15 protein-coding genes are annotated in these 18,821 nt (G+C 41.2%); 10 read left to right on the forward strand and 5 right to left on the reverse strand.

The features are described from left to right. Positions 1–145 precede the first annotated feature (145 nt). Genes IWX76_RS10660 through IWX76_RS10685 form a run of 6 tightly spaced genes read left to right on the forward strand, consistent with a single transcriptional unit; the run spans position 146 to position 10,903 of the window. Positions 146–3,109, forward strand: a complete 2,964-nt coding sequence (locus IWX76_RS10660; RefSeq protein WP_196859867.1) for a SusC/RagA family TonB-linked outer membrane protein — start codon at positions 146–148, stop codon at positions 3,107–3,109. An 18-nt stretch (positions 3,110–3,127) separates the two neighbouring features. Then, the gene (locus tag IWX76_RS10665; protein ID WP_196859868.1) at positions 3,128–4,762 is read left to right on the forward strand and encodes a RagB/SusD family nutrient uptake outer membrane protein; all 1,635 of its coding nucleotides are present in this window, start codon (positions 3,128–3,130) and stop codon (positions 4,760–4,762) included. After that, complete coding sequence (locus IWX76_RS10670) at positions 4,731–5,747, forward strand: pectinesterase family protein (RefSeq protein ID WP_334641701.1); 1,017 nt, start codon at positions 4,731–4,733, stop codon at positions 5,745–5,747. Before IWX76_RS10665 ends, IWX76_RS10670 begins: the two co-directional genes overlap by 32 nt. A gap of 21 nt (positions 5,748–5,768) precedes the next feature. Further along, positions 5,769–7,283 (forward strand): glycoside hydrolase family 28 protein, encoded by a 1,515-nt coding sequence (locus IWX76_RS10675; protein WP_334641703.1) that lies wholly within the window; start codon positions 5,769–5,771, stop codon positions 7,281–7,283. 2 nt (positions 7,284–7,285) lie between these two features. Continuing rightward, complete coding sequence (locus tag IWX76_RS10680; RefSeq protein WP_196859869.1) at positions 7,286–8,941, forward strand: glycoside hydrolase family 43 protein; 1,656 nt, start codon at positions 7,286–7,288, stop codon at positions 8,939–8,941. A gap of 36 nt (positions 8,942–8,977) precedes the next feature. After that, positions 8,978–10,903 carry a glycoside hydrolase family 88 protein gene (locus tag IWX76_RS10685; RefSeq protein ID WP_196859870.1) on the forward strand — a complete coding sequence of 642 codons (1,926 nt, stop codon included), beginning with the start codon at positions 8,978–8,980 and terminating at the stop codon, positions 10,901–10,903. Between the two features lie 33 nt (positions 10,904–10,936). Here the strand turns inward: IWX76_RS10685 and IWX76_RS10690 are convergent, their stop codons facing one another. Further along, entirely contained in the window at positions 10,937–11,800 is an 864-nt protein-coding gene (locus tag IWX76_RS10690) for a helix-turn-helix domain-containing protein (RefSeq protein WP_196859871.1), read from the reverse strand. A gap of 204 nt (positions 11,801–12,004) precedes the next feature. On the opposite strand from IWX76_RS10690, the gene hxlB reads away from it, so the two are divergent. Both hxlB and hxlA read left to right on the forward strand, forming a co-directional pair. Next, the gene (gene hxlB, locus IWX76_RS10695; RefSeq protein WP_196859872.1) at positions 12,005–12,589 is read left to right on the forward strand and encodes a 6-phospho-3-hexuloisomerase; all 585 of its coding nucleotides are present in this window, start codon (positions 12,005–12,007) and stop codon (positions 12,587–12,589) included. A gap of 47 nt (positions 12,590–12,636) precedes the next feature. Beyond that, positions 12,637–13,272 (forward strand): 3-hexulose-6-phosphate synthase, encoded by a 636-nt coding sequence (gene hxlA / locus IWX76_RS10700; protein WP_196859873.1) that lies wholly within the window; start codon positions 12,637–12,639, stop codon positions 13,270–13,272. Positions 13,273–13,324: 52 nt separating this feature from the next. Here the strand turns inward: hxlA and IWX76_RS10705 are convergent, their stop codons facing one another. Both IWX76_RS10705 and IWX76_RS10710 read right to left on the reverse strand, forming a co-directional pair. Next, a complete protein-coding gene (locus IWX76_RS10705) occupies positions 13,325–14,545 on the reverse strand; it encodes a sulfite exporter TauE/SafE family protein (protein WP_196859874.1) in 1,221 nt (406 codons plus the stop codon). Between the two features lie 120 nt (positions 14,546–14,665). After that, the gene (locus tag IWX76_RS10710) at positions 14,666–15,451 is read right to left on the reverse strand and encodes an META domain-containing protein (protein ID WP_196859875.1); all 786 of its coding nucleotides are present in this window, start codon (positions 15,449–15,451) and stop codon (positions 14,666–14,668) included. Positions 15,452–15,661: 210 nt separating this feature from the next. On the opposite strand from IWX76_RS10710, the gene IWX76_RS10715 reads away from it, so the two are divergent. Further along, complete coding sequence (locus IWX76_RS10715; protein ID WP_196859876.1) at positions 15,662–16,420, forward strand: ThuA domain-containing protein; 759 nt, start codon at positions 15,662–15,664, stop codon at positions 16,418–16,420. A gap of 4 nt (positions 16,421–16,424) precedes the next feature. Here the strand turns inward: IWX76_RS10715 and IWX76_RS10720 are convergent, their stop codons facing one another. Next, positions 16,425–17,147, reverse strand: a complete 723-nt coding sequence (locus tag IWX76_RS10720) for a cupin domain-containing protein (protein ID WP_196859877.1) — start codon at positions 17,145–17,147, stop codon at positions 16,425–16,427. Positions 17,148–17,153: 6 nt separating this feature from the next. After that, positions 17,154–17,351 (reverse strand): KTSC domain-containing protein, encoded by a 198-nt coding sequence (locus tag IWX76_RS10725; protein WP_196859878.1) that lies wholly within the window; start codon positions 17,349–17,351, stop codon positions 17,154–17,156. A 135-nt stretch (positions 17,352–17,486) separates the two neighbouring features. Here IWX76_RS10725 and IWX76_RS10730 point away from each other — a divergent pair, with 135 nt between their 5' ends. Continuing rightward, the gene (locus IWX76_RS10730) at positions 17,487–18,809 is read left to right on the forward strand and encodes a PepSY-associated TM helix domain-containing protein (protein ID WP_196859879.1); all 1,323 of its coding nucleotides are present in this window, start codon (positions 17,487–17,489) and stop codon (positions 18,807–18,809) included. Positions 18,810–18,821 lie beyond the last annotated feature (12 nt).

The following is an 18,821-nucleotide window of genomic DNA, read 5'->3' on the forward strand; positions in this document are numbered from 1 at the left end:
TCATGTCCCCAACTGGCAATCGATTGCCGTTCACACACTCAACTTTTCAGGTAATTTTATAGGTATCCACTTTATTTCCATATGGTTAATGCTATGGAACGATTGTGCAATACTTCTTCATTTATTATTAAACTAACCAAATATTATGATAAAACTATACCTATCCATTGTTGTACTTTGTTTTTTTAGCATGGTAGCAACGGCACAAAATCGCAGCATCACAGGGCTAGTCTCCGATGCAAAGAGCGGTGAAACTTTAATTGGCGTAAGTGTGCTGGTAAAAGGCACCACTACAGGAACGAGTACAGATAGCAACGGTAAGTTCACGATAACTGTTCCTTCCAACCAGGCAATACTGCAAGTTAACTATGTGGGCTATGCTAAACAGGAAGTTAACGTGGGTAGCCAGTCGCAAATTAACATCAAATTAGCGTCAGACGACCAGGAATTAAATGAGGTTGTGGTCATTGGTTACGGAACGGTAAAAAAGAGAGACTTAACCGGATCGGTCGTTTCGGTAAAAGGAGAGGACATTGCTAAAGTACCTTCTTCAAATCCATTAGAATCTATTCAGGGTAAAGTTCCGGGGGTTGATATTACCAGAAGCAGCGGTGCTGCATCATCTGGTGTAAATATTAACATCAGGGGAACACGTTCTATTTCTGCCGGGAATGGTCCCTTAATCATTGTTGACGGGGTTCAATATTCTAGTCTTCAAGATTTAAGTCCGAATGACATTGCCTCCATGGACATCTTAAAAGATGCTTCTTCAACAGCGATTTACGGATCCAGAGGTGCTAATGGGGTCATTTTAATTACCACCAAAAAAGGTATCACAGGTCAGGCTACTGTTTCCTTAAACTCTTATTATGGTATTTCGCAAGTAGCACGTTACCCAAGTGTAATGGATGGAGACCAATTTATAAATTTGCGCCGTGAAGCTTTCCGTGCCACAGGTAACTGGGCAAGCCCAGCTGATGATGTGAATATCTTCAATTCCGCTGAATATGCAGCTGTTCAAAACAGAGAGTTTGTCAATTACCAGGACTTGTTAATTCATGATGGAAGTCTGCAGAATCACCAGTTAGGCATCAGGGCTGGAACAGAAAAAACAAAGGTTTATTTCTCTCTAGATTACCTTGATGAAAAAGGTATTGTAAAACTGGACAGGTCTAACCGTTATACAGCCAGGTTAAACGTAGATCAAACCATTGGTAAATTCTTTACTACTGGTTTACAAGGACAGTTTACCCATTATGAGCAAAGCAGTCGTCGCGATCCCTTAAACCAGGGTAACAAAACTTCTCCATTAGGCAGGGTTTATGACGATGAGGGTAATTTTATTGTTTATCCACTTAACGGTACGTTTGTTAGTCCGCTTGCTGATGAGCAACCTGATGTGTACACCAATGAAGGTGTAATCAACCGTACTTTATTATCCGCATACATAGAATTAAAGCCTTTTGCAGGTTTGGTAGCCAGGTCAAACGTAGGTGCTAACCTAAATACTGACCGTATTGGTACTTATGCCGACAGGTATTCTATTGATCGTAATGGTTCTGTTCCAAAAGCAACTTATGCTGCTTCAAACAGTCACCTGATTAATATTGAAAACTTTGTGACCTATAACAAGGAGATCAAGGATCATGCATTTACCTTAACCGGTATTAACAGTTTGTTATTCAACCGCAATGATAATATCTCTGCATCAGGAGAGAATCAGCTATTAAAGTCTCAGTTATTCTATGGTTTGGGTAATACTCAAAATCAAGCAGTAGTAACCAGTTATGGTATGAATAATTTGGTTTCCTTCGCTGGAAGAATTAATTATGCTTATAAAGGGAAATACTTATTAACAGCTACTGGTCGTACAGATGGTTCCTCTAAATTAGCAGAAGCCAACAAATGGGCATTTTTCCCATCTGCTGCGGTAGCCTGGAGAATTAGTGATGAGGCATTTTTAAAAGACAATAAAGTCATTAGTGATTTAAAGCTGAAGTTTAGTTATGGCGTTGCCGGTAGCGATAACATCAATGCCTATTCTACCCAAAGTAGCTTAACCAGAATTGCCTTTGCTTATGATGATGCAGCAGTGCCTGCTTACGGATATTCGCCAAGGATCGGTAATGTAAACCTGACCTGGGAAAAAACTAAAACAAGTGACATTGGATTAGAATTGGGTCTATTTAAAAATAGAATTACGGCTACTGTTGATTATTACGACTCACAAACTTACGACCTGCTGTTAAATAGAAGTTTACCCCCATCTAATGGGGTAACCAGTGTTATACAGAACGTTGCAAAGACGCGTAATAAAGGTTTAGAAGTATATATCTCTTCCAAAAATATCGAAAGTGCTAACTTTCAATGGACCACTAATTTATCATTCAGCAGGAACAAAGAAGAAATTGTTGAACTTGCTGGCGGCGCACAGACAGATGTGTTAAATTCATGGTTTGTTGGATCACCGGTACAATCTTTTTATGATTATGAGAAAGTTGGCATCTGGCAAACGGCTGATGCGGAACTTGCCGCTACTTACGGACAAAAACCTGGTGACATTCGTGTTACAGACTTAAACAACGATGGTAAAATAGATGCAACGAACGATCGTAAAATCATTGGAACCAACCGCCCCGATTGGACAGGAGGTTTAGAAAATACCTTTACCTATAAAGCATGGGACTTAAACGTTTATGTATTCGCTAGAATGGGCCAAATGATTAATGCTGATTTCTTAAGAAGGTATAATCCTCAAGGTGCTGAAAACAGTGGGACAATCATTAACTACTGGACACCAGAAAATGCAAGTAATGATTATCCACGACCAAATAAAAATGTTTCTCTTGCCTCTACCTTATATAATTCAACTTTAGGTTATGCCAATGGATCATTCATCAGGTTAAGAAATATTACACTTGGTTATACTATTCCTAAGTTAATGCTGGAAAAAAGCTTTATCAAAAGTGTGCGTGTGTATGCAACGGCGAGAAATCCGTTTACCTATACCAAATCAGGCAGGTTAGATCAGTATGATCCGGAAAGAGGTGGTTCTGAAAGTTCGCCGATGACCAAGCTTTACACCTTTGGATTGAATGCAACATTTTAATTTTCAAATTGAATCAATATGAGACACTATATATATAAAGGATTAATAGTTTTAGCAGGATTAACAATGACGTTTTCCTGTAAAAAATCATTAGAAGAGAAGAACCCATCGGGGATTACCGCAGAGAGTGTATTTACTACGCCAGCTGGTTTTGAAACATTGGTAAATGCGGCTTATTCATACCAACGCTGGTGGTATGGTAAAGAGGAGGGGTACAACCTTGCAGAAATGGGAACAGATTTGTGGATGAGTGGTGCTGGTGACGTACACACTGATTTAACACAATATGTAAATTTGCAAGGAACAAATTCTGCCCTCACTACAGAATGGCAACAACTATATGCTGCTATTAATTTATGTAATGCTGGGATTAACCGAATTGGAGAAGCTGGATTAGCTACTACAGTGCGCCCAGTTAGAGAAGCAGAATTGAAATTCTTACGTGCATTCTATTACTGGCATGTAGTAGAAACTTGGGGCGGTGTACATTTTACCCTGGATGAAACCCAGGGTGTAGTGACTACCGCTAACAAAACGCCTATAGAGACTTTTAACAAACAAATTATTGATGACTTGTTGTTCTCAGTGGCAAATTTACCAGCTACAACGAGTCAGTATGGAAGAGTAACTAAACCAGCGGCACAGGCATTTTTGGCGCGTATGTACCTTACACAAAAAAAGTATGCTGAAGCAAGAGATATGTCACTTGCCGTAATTAATGGTGGCTATGGTTTTACTTTATTACCTAATTATGCTGATTTGTGGAAAATGGCTAACCTTAAAAATAAGGAAGTCATTTACGCCGTGAATTATTCTGTTAACCTATCTGTTAACGATTTACTTGACCCGATTTTAAATCCTTTAGGCCATAGTCGTGGAAGTAATAGCTCGCATTTGTTGTTCTCTATGAAATATGATGATCAACCAGGTATGGTTCGTGACATTAAAAATGGCCGCCCATTTAACCGTTATATGCCTACTCGTTTTCTATTGGATCTGTATAGCGATCAGGATGCAAGATACGATGGATCTTTCCAGACAGTTTGGTATGCAAATTCAACTACCCGTCCTGCGGGCATGAAAATCGGTGATACCGCAATTATTGCAAGTAAAAATGTGATTATGCCAAGTGGAAAACTTTATAAAACCTACGATCGTAATGCTGTTTATAGCGCAAATGGGGCAGTTAAAGACCAGTTGCATTATGTTTCCCTTAATAAGTTTGTTGATGAAACCAGAGCCAGCGCCAATGAGGCACAAAGTGCAAGAGACGTATTTGTGATTCGTTTTGCAGAAGTATACCTGATTGCTGCAGAGGCAGAGTTTAATCTGGGAAATACCACACAAGCAGCAACCCATTTAAATGTAATCCGTACACGGGCAGCCAAACCAGGAACGGTGGCAGCCATGCAGGTTACACCAGCGCAAGTGACTCTTGACTTTATTTTAGACGAACGTGCACGTGAATTTGCAGGCGAGCAAATCCGTTGGTTCGACTTAAAAAGATCAGGAAGATTGCTGGAACGTGTTAAAGCCAATAATCCAAATGCGGCTACCATTCAAGACTTTCATTTAGTAAGACCTATTCCGAGAACGCAAGTTGACGCTGTAACTAATAAAGATGAGTTTACACAAAACCCTGGCTACCAGTAGAAATTTAAGAAGGTTAAGTTGGTATTTCTGTTTAATGTGCATAACCCTAGCCGGTTATGCACAACAGAAATTCAAACCTATGATCACCGTTGCCCAGGATGGCAGTGGTGATTATTTAACGATACACGACGCTGTAAACTCGGTTCGGGATTTAGGGCAACAAGAAGTAAAGATTTTTATTAAAAGTGGGGTTTACCGCGAGAAACTGGTGATCCCTTCCTGGAAACAGAAAATTTCCCTGATAGGTGAAAACCGGGAGAATACCATCATTACCAATGCCGATTATTCCGGTGCTATTTACGGCGATAAAAAACACAGTACATTCACCTCCTACACCGTATTGGTGGAGGGTGATGATTTCAAAGCACAAAACCTGACCATTCAAAATACTGCCGGCAGGGTTGGTCAGGCTGTAGCATTGCATGTAGAAGGCGATCGGGCCATCATTCAAAACTGTAAAATACTGGGCAATCAGGATACCTTATACACGGCCACCACAACCAGCAGACAATATTACATTAACTGTTATATCGAAGGCACCACCGACTTCATTTTTGGCGATGCTACTGTAGTTTTTCAAAACTGCACCATCAAAAGCCTTTCTGATTCTTATATCACCGCTGCGGCAACATCGCCCGGACAAAAGCATGGATATGTATTTTTTGATTGTACCCTTGTGTCCTCGCCCGAAGCTAAAAAAGTATACCTGGGCAGACCTTGGCGGCCATATGCTAAAACAGTCTTTATTCGCACCAACATGGGGGCCCATATTGTACCAGAAGGCTGGCACCATTGGCCTGGTGATATCATGTTTCCTGATAAGGAAAAAACCACTTATTACGCTGAATATAAAAGCAATGGTGCCGGTGGTTCCGCGCAAAAGCGGATTCCCTGGTCAAAACAACTTCAGGAAAAAGATTTAACATCCTATACCCTTCAGCAGATTTTTAATGGCGGCAGCTCCTGGCTACCTGCAATAAAATAAGCTGATTTAACCACAAACACAATGAGACTAAAAAACCTTTTATGGCTGGTCGCTGCAATGGCTTATGGCCAACATGCTTACTGCCAGACAAATCAAAAAGTCAAGTACTCCTGGGATAATCTTCCTCAGGTAGCTTCCCCAAAATTTAAAAAGGATACCCTAAATATTATTAAGTTCGGTGCAGTAAATGACGGCATTACCCTAAATACTAAAAGTATCAATGAGGCCATTGTTCAATCGAGTAAAAAGGGTGGAGGTGTGGTTTTAGTCCCTGCAGGATTGTGGTTAACTGGCCCCATTGTGATGCAAAGTAACGTGAACCTATCGGTGAGTAAAAATGCAACTTTATTGTTCACCACAGACTTTGATCAATACCCTTTGGTAAAAGGTAATTTTGAAGGCGTGCCGAGCATGCGTAACCAGTCGCCAATATCAGGAAATAACCTGGTTAATGTGGCCATTACAGGTGGCGGTATAATTGATGGCGATGGCGATGCCTGGCGCCGCGTTCATAAAGACCAGCTGAGTGAGCCAGAATGGAATAAAAAAGTGAAAAGTGGTGGTTTGGTTGCCGATGGTGGACGAACCTGGTACCCTTCTGTAAAAACGCTTAAAGGGCAGCAGACTCCAAATCCCGGAGCTATTGTACCTGGAAAAACGGCAAAAGATTACGATGACGTAAAAGATTTTCTACGTCCAAACCTGGTGGTGTTTACCCAATGTAAAAACGTATTGCTGGAAGGAGTTACTTTCCAGAACTCTGCCGCCTGGGCGCTACACCCGCTCATGTGTGAGAACCTGACCATAAGGGATGTAAACGTTAAAAATCCTGATTACGCACATAACGGCGACGGACTGGATATTGAATCTTGTAAAAATGTACTGGTAGAAGGAAGTGTATTTGATGTAGGCGATGATGGCATCTGTATTAAATCGGGAAAAGATAAAGCCGGACGTGAGCGAGGTATGCCGACAGAAAATGTGATTATCCGCAATAACGTTGTGTATAAAGGTCACGGTGGTGTGGTTATCGGAAGTGAAATGAGTGGCGGTGCAAAGAACATTTTTGTGTCTGACTGTACTTTCCTGGGTACTGACAAAGGTATTCGTTTTAAAACCACCCGCGGCAGAGGTGGTGTGGTGGAAAATGTTCACATCAGGAATATCGCCATGCGGAACATTGTTCATGAAGCCATTTTCTTCGATAAGTACTATTTCGTGAAGTCGCCGGCACCAGGCGAAAAAGTTATTGTACCAGCAGTAACCGAAGAAACCCCAGAATTTAAAGATGTTTATTTTGACAATATCGTTTGTAATGGTGCCGAAAAAGGCATCTTTATACGTGGCTTACCTGAAATGAAGGTGAAAAATATTCATATGAGTAACATGATCTTAAAATCGCGATTAGGATCGGAAATTATTGATGCTGATAACATCCACCTTAAAAATGTGAAATTGATAGTTGATAAACCGAATATTCAGAACATCATGGTGAAAGATAGCCAGGATGTTTATGTAGATGCCGTTAAACTTTAGTCATGATGAGATTCACATATAAATTAACAACACTGTCACTTATACTCGCCTCCGGCTTAACCGTGCAGGCGCAAAAAGCAGCCAATCATAATCATGCTGTTTCAAAGGTTTGGGTGGCCGACCTTGGAAATGGCCAATATAAAAACCCAGTATTAGATGCCGATTATTCTGATCCGGATGCCGTTAGGGTAGGCGATGATTTTTACATGGTGGCCTCTAGTTTTGACGCCGTACCTGGCCTGCCCATCTTGCACTCGAAAGATTTAGTGAACTGGACGCTGATCAACCATGCTTTACTTCGCCAGCCTCCTTTTGAGCACTTTTCAAAAACACAGCATGGTAACGGTGTGTGGGCACCAGCCATCCGTTACCATAATAAAGAATTTTATATCTATTACCCTGATCCCGATTTTGGTATTTATTTAACCAAAGCCACAGATCCTGCAGGTAAGTGGTCTGAACCGGTATTGGTAGAAGCTGGTCAGGGTTTAATTGATCCTTGTCCCTTATGGGATGAAGACGGTAAGGTGTACCTTGCCTACGCCTATGCAGGCAGTCGTGCGGGTATCAAAAGCGTCCTTGCTGTAAAAGAAATGAATGCAGCTGGTGACCAGACCATCGGTACGGGTACCATCGTGTATGATGGACATCAAACCGATGCCACCATTGAAGGGCCTAAGTTTTACAAAAGAAACGGCTATTATTATATTTTTGCTCCCGCAGGTGGCGTATCCACGGGATGGCAGCTGGTGTTAAGGTCTAAAAATGTATATGGTCCTTATGAACGTAAAGTGGTTTTAGAACAAGGAAGCACCACCGTTAATGGACCACATCAGGGTGCCTGGGTAAATACGCAGACTGGCGAAGATTGGTTTCTGCACTTCCAGGATAAAGATGTTTATGGAAGAGTAGTACACCTGCAACCCATGAAATGGGTAAAAGACTGGCCGGTTATGGGGGTTGATAAAGACGGTGATGGCGCCGGAGAGCCAGTGATGACGTATAAAAAACCTAATGTGGGTAAAACCTGGCCGGTAAGTACGCCCCCAGAGCGTGATGAATTTAATAACCGTGTGATGGGCTTGCAATGGCAGTGGCAGGCAAACCCTAAAGCCACTTGGTCTTTCTTAAATGCAGACAAAGGAACCTTAAGGTTATATACCCAGGCAGTTCCTGAAACTGCCAAAAGCTATTGGGATGTGCCGAATATCCTGTTACAAAAGTTCCCCACGGAAGTATTCATGGCCACAACCAAAGTTACCTTTACTCCGAATACCAAGCTGGAGAATGAAAAAACCGGATTGATTGTGATGGGCAAAAGCTATGCAAGCCTTGGTTTGAAGAGTGATAAAGATGGACTTTCGATTGTTCATGCCGAATGTTATGATGCTGAAAAAGGGAAAACCCCAACAGAAAAAACAATAGCACGATTAAAAGGTAACGATGTTTACTTTAGGGTTTCGGTTAATAAAGGCGGATTATGCCAATTTAGCTATAGCCTGGATGGTACGCGTTTTATTAACGCTGGCGCCGAATTTAAGGCAGAATCTGGAAAATGGATAGGCGCTAAATTGGGTTTATATGCCACAAGAACCACCACTACAAACGATTCTGGTTATGCAGATTTCGATTGGTTTAACATAGAGAATAATCATTAATTATAGAGAACAATACTATACACCTAAAATAATAACATGAAAAGATCCTTTTTATTTAGCTTCAGCTTGTTGTATATAGTCATCGGAAATTCTTTTACGCTACAGGCGCAGGATAAACCTTTGTCTGAACAAATGGCTGCCACAGTAATGGATATCTGGGCAGATTCGCTGGAAATGGAACCAGGCAAGGCTGTAAAGTGGTCATATGACCAGGGTGTTATTCTGGAAGGAATAGATGCCATCTGGAAACGCACGGGTAACGGTAAATATTTCGATTACATGAAAAAGTCTATGGATTTTTTCGTTACCGATCAGGGCGAAGTTCAGCGGTACAAACAAAAGGAATATAATATCGATCATATTAAAAACGCAAGGACCATATTAACCTTATACAAGGTTACTGGTCAGCAAAAGTATTTTAAAGCAGCCACCTTATTTTGGGAGCAACTGCAAACGCATCCCCGGACAAAAGAAGGTGGCTTTTGGCATAAAAAGATCTATCCGTATCAAATGTGGTTAGATGGTTTGTACATGGGACAACCATTTTATGCTGAATATGCAGCATTAACTAAAAATGATGCTGCTTTTGATGACATCGCCAACCAGTTTATCTTCATGGAAAATCATGCCCGCGATGCGAAAACAGGTTTACTATACCATGGATGGGATGAGTCTAAAGAACAAAAATGGGCAAACCCAAAAACAGGTACTTCTCCTCATTTCTGGGGTAGAGCCATGGGTTGGTATGGTATGGGTTTAGTTGATGTATTGGATAACTTTCCAAAAGATCATCCTAAGCATAAAGCGCTCCTGGACATTCTAAAAAGATTTACGGCTGCGGTTGGCAAATACCAGGATGCTAAAAGCGGATTATGGTATGATGTGATGGACCTTCCAAAAGGAAAAGGTAACTATTTTGAATCATCTGCTGCCAATATGTTTGTTTATGCCATTGCCAAAGGGGTAAGAAAAGGTTACCTGCCAGCAAGCGACTTAAAGATTGCGCAAAAAGGTTATGCCGGGATCAAAAAAGAATTTATCGAAACAGGCGCAAAACCTGGTCAGGTTAACCTGAAAGGTACCGTAACGGTATCTGGTTTAGGTGGTAAACCTTACCGTGATGGCAGTTACGAATACTATATTAGTGAAAAGGTTATTACCAATGACCCAAAAGGGGTAGGTGCTTTCCTATTAGCGGCAAGTGAAATGGAACTGGCTGAATTGCCAAAGCCTGCCAAAGGAAAAACGGTGCTGTTGGACAGTTACTTTAACAATGAAATGCAGAAAGATCAAAGTGGTCACCAGGTATCATGGCATTATAAATGGCCGGATTTAGATAATAATGGTTTTTCTAAATGGGGTGGGTTACTCGAGTCAAAAGGATTTAAATTGTCGACCACTTATGCTGCTCCATCGGTTAGCGATTTAAATAGCGCTGCGGTTTATATCATCGTAGATCCTGATACCAAGAAGGAAACACCAGATCCTAAATTTATGAACGCTGAACATGTTAAGACCATTACAAACTGGGTAAAGGCTGGTGGAGTATTGGTGCTAATGGGCAATGACGCTGCCAATGCAGAATTGGATCATTTTAATGAGCTGACCAGTAAATTCGGCATCACTTTTAATAAAGATTCAAAGGGTCGTGTAACTGGTAACCAATTCGAAATGGGTGCAGTTGCCGTGCCCTCAGGGAATTCCATCTTCAAGAAATCAAAGAAATTATACATTAAGGAATACAGCAGTTTAACAACTTCCTCGCCAGCGGCATCTATCTTAAAGGATAAAGAGGGCAGTGTGGTAATGGCAGTGGCGCCTTATATGAAAGGTAAAGTGTTTGTCATTGGCGATCCATGGTTATATAATGAGTATATCGACGGTCGTAAATTACCAGTGTCCTTCGATAACTTTCAAGCTGCAAATGAGCTGAGTGAATGGTTGGCTACACAAGTGCAATAAGCACACAAGTAAATAATATAGCTCAAGAACATATTAAACCAAGGTGTTAAACTTTGATTTAATATGTTCTTTTGCTTCTTTCTGGAAGCCTTCGGGGGTTTGCCCCGTTTGTTTCTTAAAAAAACGGCTAAAATAAGGCCGGTCTGAAAAACCTAAATCATAGGCAATCTCTTTAATGGTTAAATCGCTATGAATAATATGGCGCTTCGCTTCTAAGATCATGCGATCATGGATCAACTGCATGCCGGTTTTATCCAGCTTCTCTTTCAGTATCTGATTTAACCGTTTAGAACTGATGCCTAACTTTCCCGCATAAAAATCAGTATTTCTAATTTGCCGGTAATTACTTTCCAACAGCATCAGGAACTCATACACCCTTTTCTGGTGAATGTCATGCACCGTAAATTGTTGTTCTTTTACCTGGATAAGTTTCAATAAGAACACTTTCAATAAAGCTTTTACGATGATAATACCATTATCCTGCTGCTGATATTCTTTCTCCAATAATTTATAGATGCCAGATAGCCCCGAGGCCTCTTCTTCGTTTAAACGTAAACAAGAAAATTCTCCCTGTACATTAAATATTTTGAACAGGTCTAATAGGAATTCTTTGTCCCCATCTTCCAGTATTGCTCTTCTAAAGGATATCAACTCCCCATTTTTCCCTGCCTTATTTAACTGGTGCACCCGATAAGGTGGAATCAGGTAAATCCAGTCGCCTTTGCTTTCAAAGTCTGTGTCCTTTAAGGCATGCAAAGGATTTTCGTTTTTTAGCCATACTACTTCAAAGAAATCCTTTCTTCCCGGATCGTTCAAATAACTCGGTGGGCAATTTCCAAGGTTACGTATATAGATTAATGACTTTTCCAGTAAGGGTTCTGTGGGGGCATTTAACATAGGTGCAAAGTTAAATACTATAAATTGAACACATTGGACAATTAGCTGTTAATGGTGGACTATTCGGAAATAGGCTCCTCTAAATTGCATTATTATGATTTTAGCGTGATTTAATTGGCAGATTGTTCCATAGAATAGGCTGATTGTCTAACCGGATCTGCGCCGCCAGGTGATAGGTTTGCAATGGTTTAAATTAATACCATCATGCACATGACAATAGACGAAAAGAAGGCTACAACTGTTAAAGGAAACCTGGAGATGATTTTAGTGGAAAACACCTGGTTGTTAAAGCAGCTGAAGCAGGAGCAGGTGGATACCTTTATTCAGGAAATCATACAGGCCAATGCCATTTTTATAATTGCCGCAGGTCGCTCAGGTTTTTCCATGCGATCGGCCGCCATGCGTTTAATGCATATTGGTTATACCGTTTATTTTGTTGGAGAAACTACCACACCGGCCATTCGCCCAGGCGACTTATTAATTGCAGCATCCGGCTCCGGTACCACTACTACTATTGTGAAGGCTGCTGAAAAAGCCATTGCTGCAGGTGCAACCGTGCTGGCTATATCTACCACTGAAAATTCTCCACTGGCGGCTGTCGCTAGTCACCTGGTTCATGTAGCCGCGGCAGAAAAACAAGACCATAACAGTACCCGTTCGGCACAATTTGCTGGAAGCTTATTTGAACAGTTTCTTCTGTTATTTAACGATGCGGTTTTTCAAACCTTATGGCAGTCCAAGCAGGAATCTGCTGAAGACATGTGGGAACGCCACGCGAACCTTGAATAAACTATAATAATCCTCGAATAATTATCACAATCATATACATAAACAACATGGCAAAATTACAAGTAGCAATAGATTTATTAACTACAGAAGAAGCATTAGCATTAGCAGCAAAAGTTGCCCCTTACGTAGATATCATTGAATTAGGTACCCCACTAATTAAAAACATGGGTTCAACCGTAATCACGGCCATGAAAGCAGCTCACCCAGATAAATTGGTGTTTGCAGATTTAAAAACGGCCGATGCCGGAGAGCTAGAAGCTGATATTGCTTTTAAAGCAGGGGCTGACTTAGTTACGGTAATGGGTGCAGCGGGTAATGCAACCATTATTGGTGCAGTGAAAGCAGCAAAAGCACATGGTAAAGGCATTGTAGTAGATACCATTGGATACCCTGACCGTGTAAAACGCGCACAGGAAGTAACGGAGTTGGGTGTGGCTTTCGTAGAATTACACGCTGGCTTAGATGAGCAATGGACCCCGGGATACTCAATTCAGGTATTAATTGACGAAGCTGCAAGAGTTGGTGTGCCAGTTTCTGTAGCAGGCGGTGTAAACATCGATAACGTTGCGGCAGTAGTGAAAGCAGGTGCACAGGTAGTAGTTGCTGGTGCAGCCATTTACGGTGCAGAAGATCCTGCATTAGCTGCAAAAGCACTACGCGAAGCCATTGACGCAGTAGCATAGTTCTTTTCACATGATATAGAATGCGTCTCTTGAAAAAGGACGCATTTTTTATTTACAGTCTGCTCAGTATTTTATAAAGGGTGTGTACACTGGAAACGATAACCAATACCCCAACACCGATCAACATGGTCTTTGTTTTTAATTTTCCCGCTAACCGGGCTGCTATAGGTGCTGCAATGACGCCACCAATAATTAATCCTGCAATGGTTTGAATATGACTGGTGCCCAGGATAATAAAAAAAGTAAGTGCACTGCCAAAAGTCACAAAGAACTCCGTTAAACTTACTGTACCAATAATATACCTCGGTGTTTTACCTTTTGCAATTAACGTGCTGGTTACTAATGGGCCCCAGCCACCACCGCCAAAAGAATCAAGAAAACCACCAGCACCTGCAAGCCAGCCCGCATTTTTAACCTTCCTGCTTTCGTTCCTTTTTTTGAAGGCATTAAACAAAATCCTTGCGCCTAAAAGCAGGGTATAAACAGATAAAATCGGGCGTACGTATTCGCCATAAGTTTCACCCAGGTAGGCCAGCAAAATGGCGCCAAATACTGCTCCGGCTACGCCGGGTAATAACAAGGTTTTAAATAATTTTTTATTGATGTTGCCAAAGCGATAATGGCTAAAGCCAGATGCACCGCTGGAAAACATTTCCGCCGTATGGATACTTCCACTAATGGCAGCAGGATTCAGGCCAGTAGATAGCAACACGGTGGTTGAAATTACACCATAACCCATTCCTAAAGCACCATCAACCATTTGTGCCACAAAACCGGCTAGTACCATCCAGCCAAAAGCTGCATCCAGATCCAGGTCATTCGTAAACGTACGTATGGCTAATGAAAAATCATTTAAGGGATACAGCGAGGTAATGGCATGGCCAATAATGATAAAGGCTAATGCAAACAGACAGCGGGCAGCAAATTTTTTCCAATACTTTTCGTCGCGCAGGGTCTTCGCCGCTACATGTTGTACTGGGGCATGACCTACTAAAGACACTAATACACCTGCTTGATGCGCAAGGTCCTTAATCTGTTGCTGGGCAGCCGTATTGGCTTGTTTCAATAAGATCAGGTCATATTCAGCAATATCATCCTTGCTAAAATCAACAATGCCGGTTTCTACAGCCAAAGTGTCTGTTTCCACTTCCTTGTTTTTTTGTCGCAATACTTGCAAGGCCTGTTTGATTTCCTGGCTGTCGCCAACAACCAAAATCTTGAAGGATACTTTTTCTAATACATGATTTATCGGAGTGTACTGCTGATCCTTCATTTAGCTGCTTCAACTGGTGTGATTACAATGGATTTTATACAAATATATTAAAATCTACTATATCGGTAGAATTTATTACAAATGATTCTTATCAATTGTGTAAGTTGTGCAAACAATACCCTACAATGGTTTCATACCCAATGATGGACGTACTGCTTTTTTAAAAGTGAGCAGGTTAGTGCCCTCGCCTAAAAAAAGGGTATCACCAGCTATCCGGTATTTCATGCTTTTACCGCTAAGATGGCTTAGCAATTTCATTTCGATATCCATATTTTCGCAAGCCATTTTTGTACTCATTAAAGGACCGAAAACAACCTCTTCTCCGTCTACGCCAAAACTACCAGAGAACCGGTTACACCCCGCATTTCCAGCAACACGCTTATCATTCAGCCTGATTTCCATAGCTGGTCCACCCTGGAGGTATTTTGCCGGATCTATTTTTGTTCCCCCTATACTTTGTAACGTCCAGATGGTATTTAATTGGTAAATTCCGTGGTAATTACCACAACCTTTATATACTTCTGTAGCCGTTGCGCCTGCTTTTTTTAGCGCTACCTGTACACTGAAATCATTCATCTTACCAGACATGGTATCTTCACAGGGTTGATTAAACACCTGCACCGTTAAAGCGCCCTGGCTGGTTTCCGAATGATAACGGGTAATATTGGCATCTGCAGCTTTTTCTCCGGTAACAGCCGGAACGCGCAATTTGTAGCCATCAGCGGTATTAAAGTACATGGTACTATCGAAGTTGATGGTAATGGACCAAAAAGGTTCGTTGCCTGTAGCGGCAAAATGTTTCACTGTCTGCTGAGCTATAGGACTTTGGACTTTTGGTGTTTGTTTAGTTGCGCTGCAGGAAAACAGGATCACCGGGAGTAGTATAAGAGGGATTAATTTGTTCATGTTCTTGGAGTAATGTAAATATGCAGTTCGTTTGTCAACTCGTATGTCCTTTAAAACAGTTATTTATTGGTTAACGCTACACAATTCGATGATTTATTTCACATTACGTTAATCTTTTCAATCATTTCTCTTATCTTAATCACCAAATTGCACAGTTGATTATATAAACTGATTGACTACTGATTTAACCAAATACTAACCTAAAAATAGATGAAACAATACCTGACAAATACCCGTACCTATCTTCTCGTAGCTTTATTATGCTGTTACCTTTCTGGTATGGCCCAGGAAAAGAAACGACTGCTGGTATTCAGTAAAACGGCTGGATTCTATCACAAGTCTATTCCGGTAGGTAAGGCTGCTATACAGAAACTAGGCCTGGAGCATGGATTTGAGGTAGACACGACTACAAACGCCGCTCATTTTACTAAAGAAAACCTGCAGCAATATGCCGCAGTAGTATTTTTGAATACCACAGGCGATGTGTTAAACAACGAACAGCAACAGATATTTGAGCAGTTTATTAATAATGGGAAGGGCTTTGTTGGGGTGCATGCGGCCACAGATACTGAATACGAATGGCCTTGGTACGGTAATTTAGTAGGTGCGTATTTTAGCGATCATCCTGAACAACAGGAAGCAACTTTAAAGGTGTTAAACCAAAACACCATAGCCACAAAACATTTACCTGCCGAATGGAAAAGGAAAGATGAATGGTATAATTTTAAATGGATGACCAAAGAAAATGTGAATGTGTTAATCACAATCGACGAAACTTCATACAATGCCGGGAAAGGAAAAATGGGTAAAACTCACCCCATGGCCTGGTACCATGATTTCAATGGCGGACGATCTTTTTATACAGAATTGGGTCATACTGACGAATCTTATGCTGATCCCATGTATTTACAACACCTGCTTGGAGGAATACAATATGCAATGGGGCTTAAAAAGATACAAGCCCCATAGCCATTTAAGACATCGACATGGTTAACAAAAACACAGATTCTTCATGCGCAAACACACTGTGCATAATTTCTGGGTGTAAAACAATCATTTGCCCTGTGCTAAGTTCAGCAGTGTCCATGGCTGTACGGAAACTAATTTGACCCTCCAGAACCTGTACGTTTAGGGTGCCCTTGGTTTTATGTTGTTTCATTTCTGTTCCGGCGTGCAATGCTACCAGTACTACACGCACACAGTCGTTTTTAAAGATTGTGATCGCATTGCGGTCGCCCGTTTTCCATGATTCCTCTTCTTTAATTTGGGTTTTAAAGGCATTTAAATCCATTTGTACCATCGGTGCATCTAACAGGCGGTCACCCTCAGGTCGCAATGGTGTTGCCTCATTAAATTTTACCTGTCCAGTCAGGTTTTCAACAGAAACATGTTTGGCTCTTTCTTCTAATGTTTTTATCATCGCATCAGTCTCCGGATCGCTATAGATGCCATAGCCATTAACCAAAACACCTTTAATCTGGTGGTTAGGCGAAGAAATGGCATAAATCACGGCTTCATCACCCGGGTCAGACATGCCTTCAAAACGGTAATGTTTATCCACTACAAACTCTTCCGGATGCACCCTTAATCTATTCTCACTACAAACCAGGCAATTGTTATCCAGGTTAAAATCTACGGTATACCCTTGTTCTTTTAAATGGTTTAAAACCTCCGAAACGGTCGTCATACTATCCATAATAATTTATTTTACTTGTTCATAATTGTAATTCCGCTTAATATGCTCATTTAAATATTTCCCTTTAGACCTGGCAGACTTCATTTGCAGGTATACCGATTCTGGTACTTTCTTATAATCGTATATATTGCCTGAAACGAAAACCACCCTTAATACCAAAGTCTCCGGGTAGTAATTTATGGCTGCTATGACTGAGGAGGGCATAAGCTTGTTTTCCTAATATAGCTGAAAAACTGTGCCAAAGGAGCGTGATTAAAAATATTCAATTATATTTATTTGTTATCATTCTAAATAGTACTTTTGGGAATAACTTTTTTACCACAGCCTTAATTATATAGCATGAACAATAACCTTTCCGCCTGGGAAAAGACCAGGAAGTTTTTTAATGATGTCCACTTGTGGTTAGGCTTAGGTAGTGGTATTATCGTCTTCCTGGTATGTTTAAGTGGTACAATATATACGTTTAACACCGAAATCAGAGAAGCGGCAACGCCCGAATTATATAAAGTGCAATACCAGGCAGGGCTAAGAGCAAAACCTGCAGATGAATTAATCTCTGCCGTAGCGGCGGCCAGTGGTTTCCCTGTGGTTAGTGTTAAAGTACCTGCAGACCTTAACCGTACCTGGCAGTTAGGTGTGCGCATGAAAGAAGGCGCAAGGCCAACCACATTTTTTGTCAATCCATATACTGCGGCTGTCGTTGGAAACTCTGCTGACATTAACTCCGGCACAATTACTTTTATGACCTATATGTTCAGTTTACACCGCTGGTTGCTGCTTGATAAAGTGGAAGAGCCAATTTTTGGTGAATTAGAAAATAGAAAATTAGGAAGTTATATCAGCGGTGGAGCCACCATTCTTTTTACCATAGGAGTCATTACCGGTATGGTGATCTGGTTTCCCAGAAAATTACGCGCATGGAAACAAGGTTTTAAAATTAAATGGAAAGGCAGCTGGAAAAGAACCAATCACGACCTGCACAATTCCCTGGGTTTATATGCCTGTATATTTTTATTGTTAATGGGACTTACCGGTCCTCAATGGTCTTTTGAATGGTACCGTACTGGATTAAGAAAGACTTTAGGTACTTATAAACCTGAAGATGCCAAGGGTGGTAAAGGTGGCCCAGGTAAAGGTGAACGTGGTAAGGGAGAAGGTGGTAAAGGAGAAGGTGGACGTGGTGGAAGATCAGATGGCAGAGATAAACCTACAGAAGAAGGTTTGGCAGAAGCCAGCGCCCCGGCATTACCATTTGCAGAATATGAACGTGTTGCAAACGAAGTGTTTAAATACAAAGGCGATTATGTAGTATCACTACCATCAAAAGCCGATGCCCCTGTTAATATCAGTAAGTTCAAAGCAGGGTTCTTTGCACCTGCTGCGGCCGACCGTCTAACGCTCGATCCAAAAGGTAAGGAAAAAATTAAGGTTGAGCGTTTTGCAGATATGCCACTAAATGAAAGAATCTCCGCATCGATTAAAGCCTTGCATGTGGGTGATGTTTACGGTATGTTCACCAAAATCATTTATTTCCTGGCCTGTTTAATTGCCACAAGTCTGCCAGTTACCGGCACCTTGATCTGGTTAAATAAAATGAAGAAAAAACCAGCCAGGAAAGCTGTAACGGGAAACAAAAACAAACTGGAGCCGCAGACGATCTAAAAAGATCGTTGC

This window comes from Pedobacter sp. CAN_A7 (assembly GCF_015752175.1).
Classification (GTDB): Bacteria; Bacteroidota; Bacteroidia; order Sphingobacteriales; family Sphingobacteriaceae; genus Pedobacter.

Bases quoted from the DNA above. Each gene is read 5' to 3' on its own strand.
- IWX76_RS10660 (WP_196859867.1), top strand. From the start codon at position 146: ATGATAAAACTATACCTATCCATTGTTGTACTTTGTTTTTTTAGCATG.
- IWX76_RS10665 (WP_196859868.1), top strand. From the start codon at position 3,128: ATGAGACACTATATATATAAAGGATTAATAGTTTTAGCAGGATTAACA.
- IWX76_RS10670 (WP_334641701.1), top strand. From the start codon at position 4,731: ATGAGTTTACACAAAACCCTGGCTACCAGTAGAAATTTAAGAAGGTTA.
- IWX76_RS10675 (WP_334641703.1), top strand. From the start codon at position 5,769: ATGAGACTAAAAAACCTTTTATGGCTGGTCGCTGCAATGGCTTATGGC.
- IWX76_RS10680 (WP_196859869.1), top strand. From the start codon at position 7,286: ATGATGAGATTCACATATAAATTAACAACACTGTCACTTATACTCGCC.
- IWX76_RS10685 (WP_196859870.1), top strand. From the start codon at position 8,978: ATGAAAAGATCCTTTTTATTTAGCTTCAGCTTGTTGTATATAGTCATC.
- IWX76_RS10690 (WP_196859871.1), bottom strand. From the start codon at position 11,800: ATGTTAAATGCCCCCACAGAACCCTTACTGGAAAAGTCATTAATCTAT.
- hxlB (WP_196859872.1), top strand. From the start codon at position 12,005: ATGCACATGACAATAGACGAAAAGAAGGCTACAACTGTTAAAGGAAAC.
- hxlA (WP_196859873.1), top strand. From the start codon at position 12,637: ATGGCAAAATTACAAGTAGCAATAGATTTATTAACTACAGAAGAAGCA.
- IWX76_RS10705 (WP_196859874.1), bottom strand. From the start codon at position 14,545: ATGAAGGATCAGCAGTACACTCCGATAAATCATGTATTAGAAAAAGTA.
- IWX76_RS10710 (WP_196859875.1), bottom strand. From the start codon at position 15,451: ATGAACAAATTAATCCCTCTTATACTACTCCCGGTGATCCTGTTTTCC.
- IWX76_RS10715 (WP_196859876.1), top strand. From the start codon at position 15,662: ATGAAACAATACCTGACAAATACCCGTACCTATCTTCTCGTAGCTTTA.
- IWX76_RS10720 (WP_196859877.1), bottom strand. From the start codon at position 17,147: ATGGATAGTATGACGACCGTTTCGGAGGTTTTAAACCATTTAAAAGAA.
- IWX76_RS10725 (WP_196859878.1), bottom strand. From the start codon at position 17,351: ATGCCCTCCTCAGTCATAGCAGCCATAAATTACTACCCGGAGACTTTG.
- IWX76_RS10730 (WP_196859879.1), top strand. From the start codon at position 17,487: ATGAACAATAACCTTTCCGCCTGGGAAAAGACCAGGAAGTTTTTTAAT.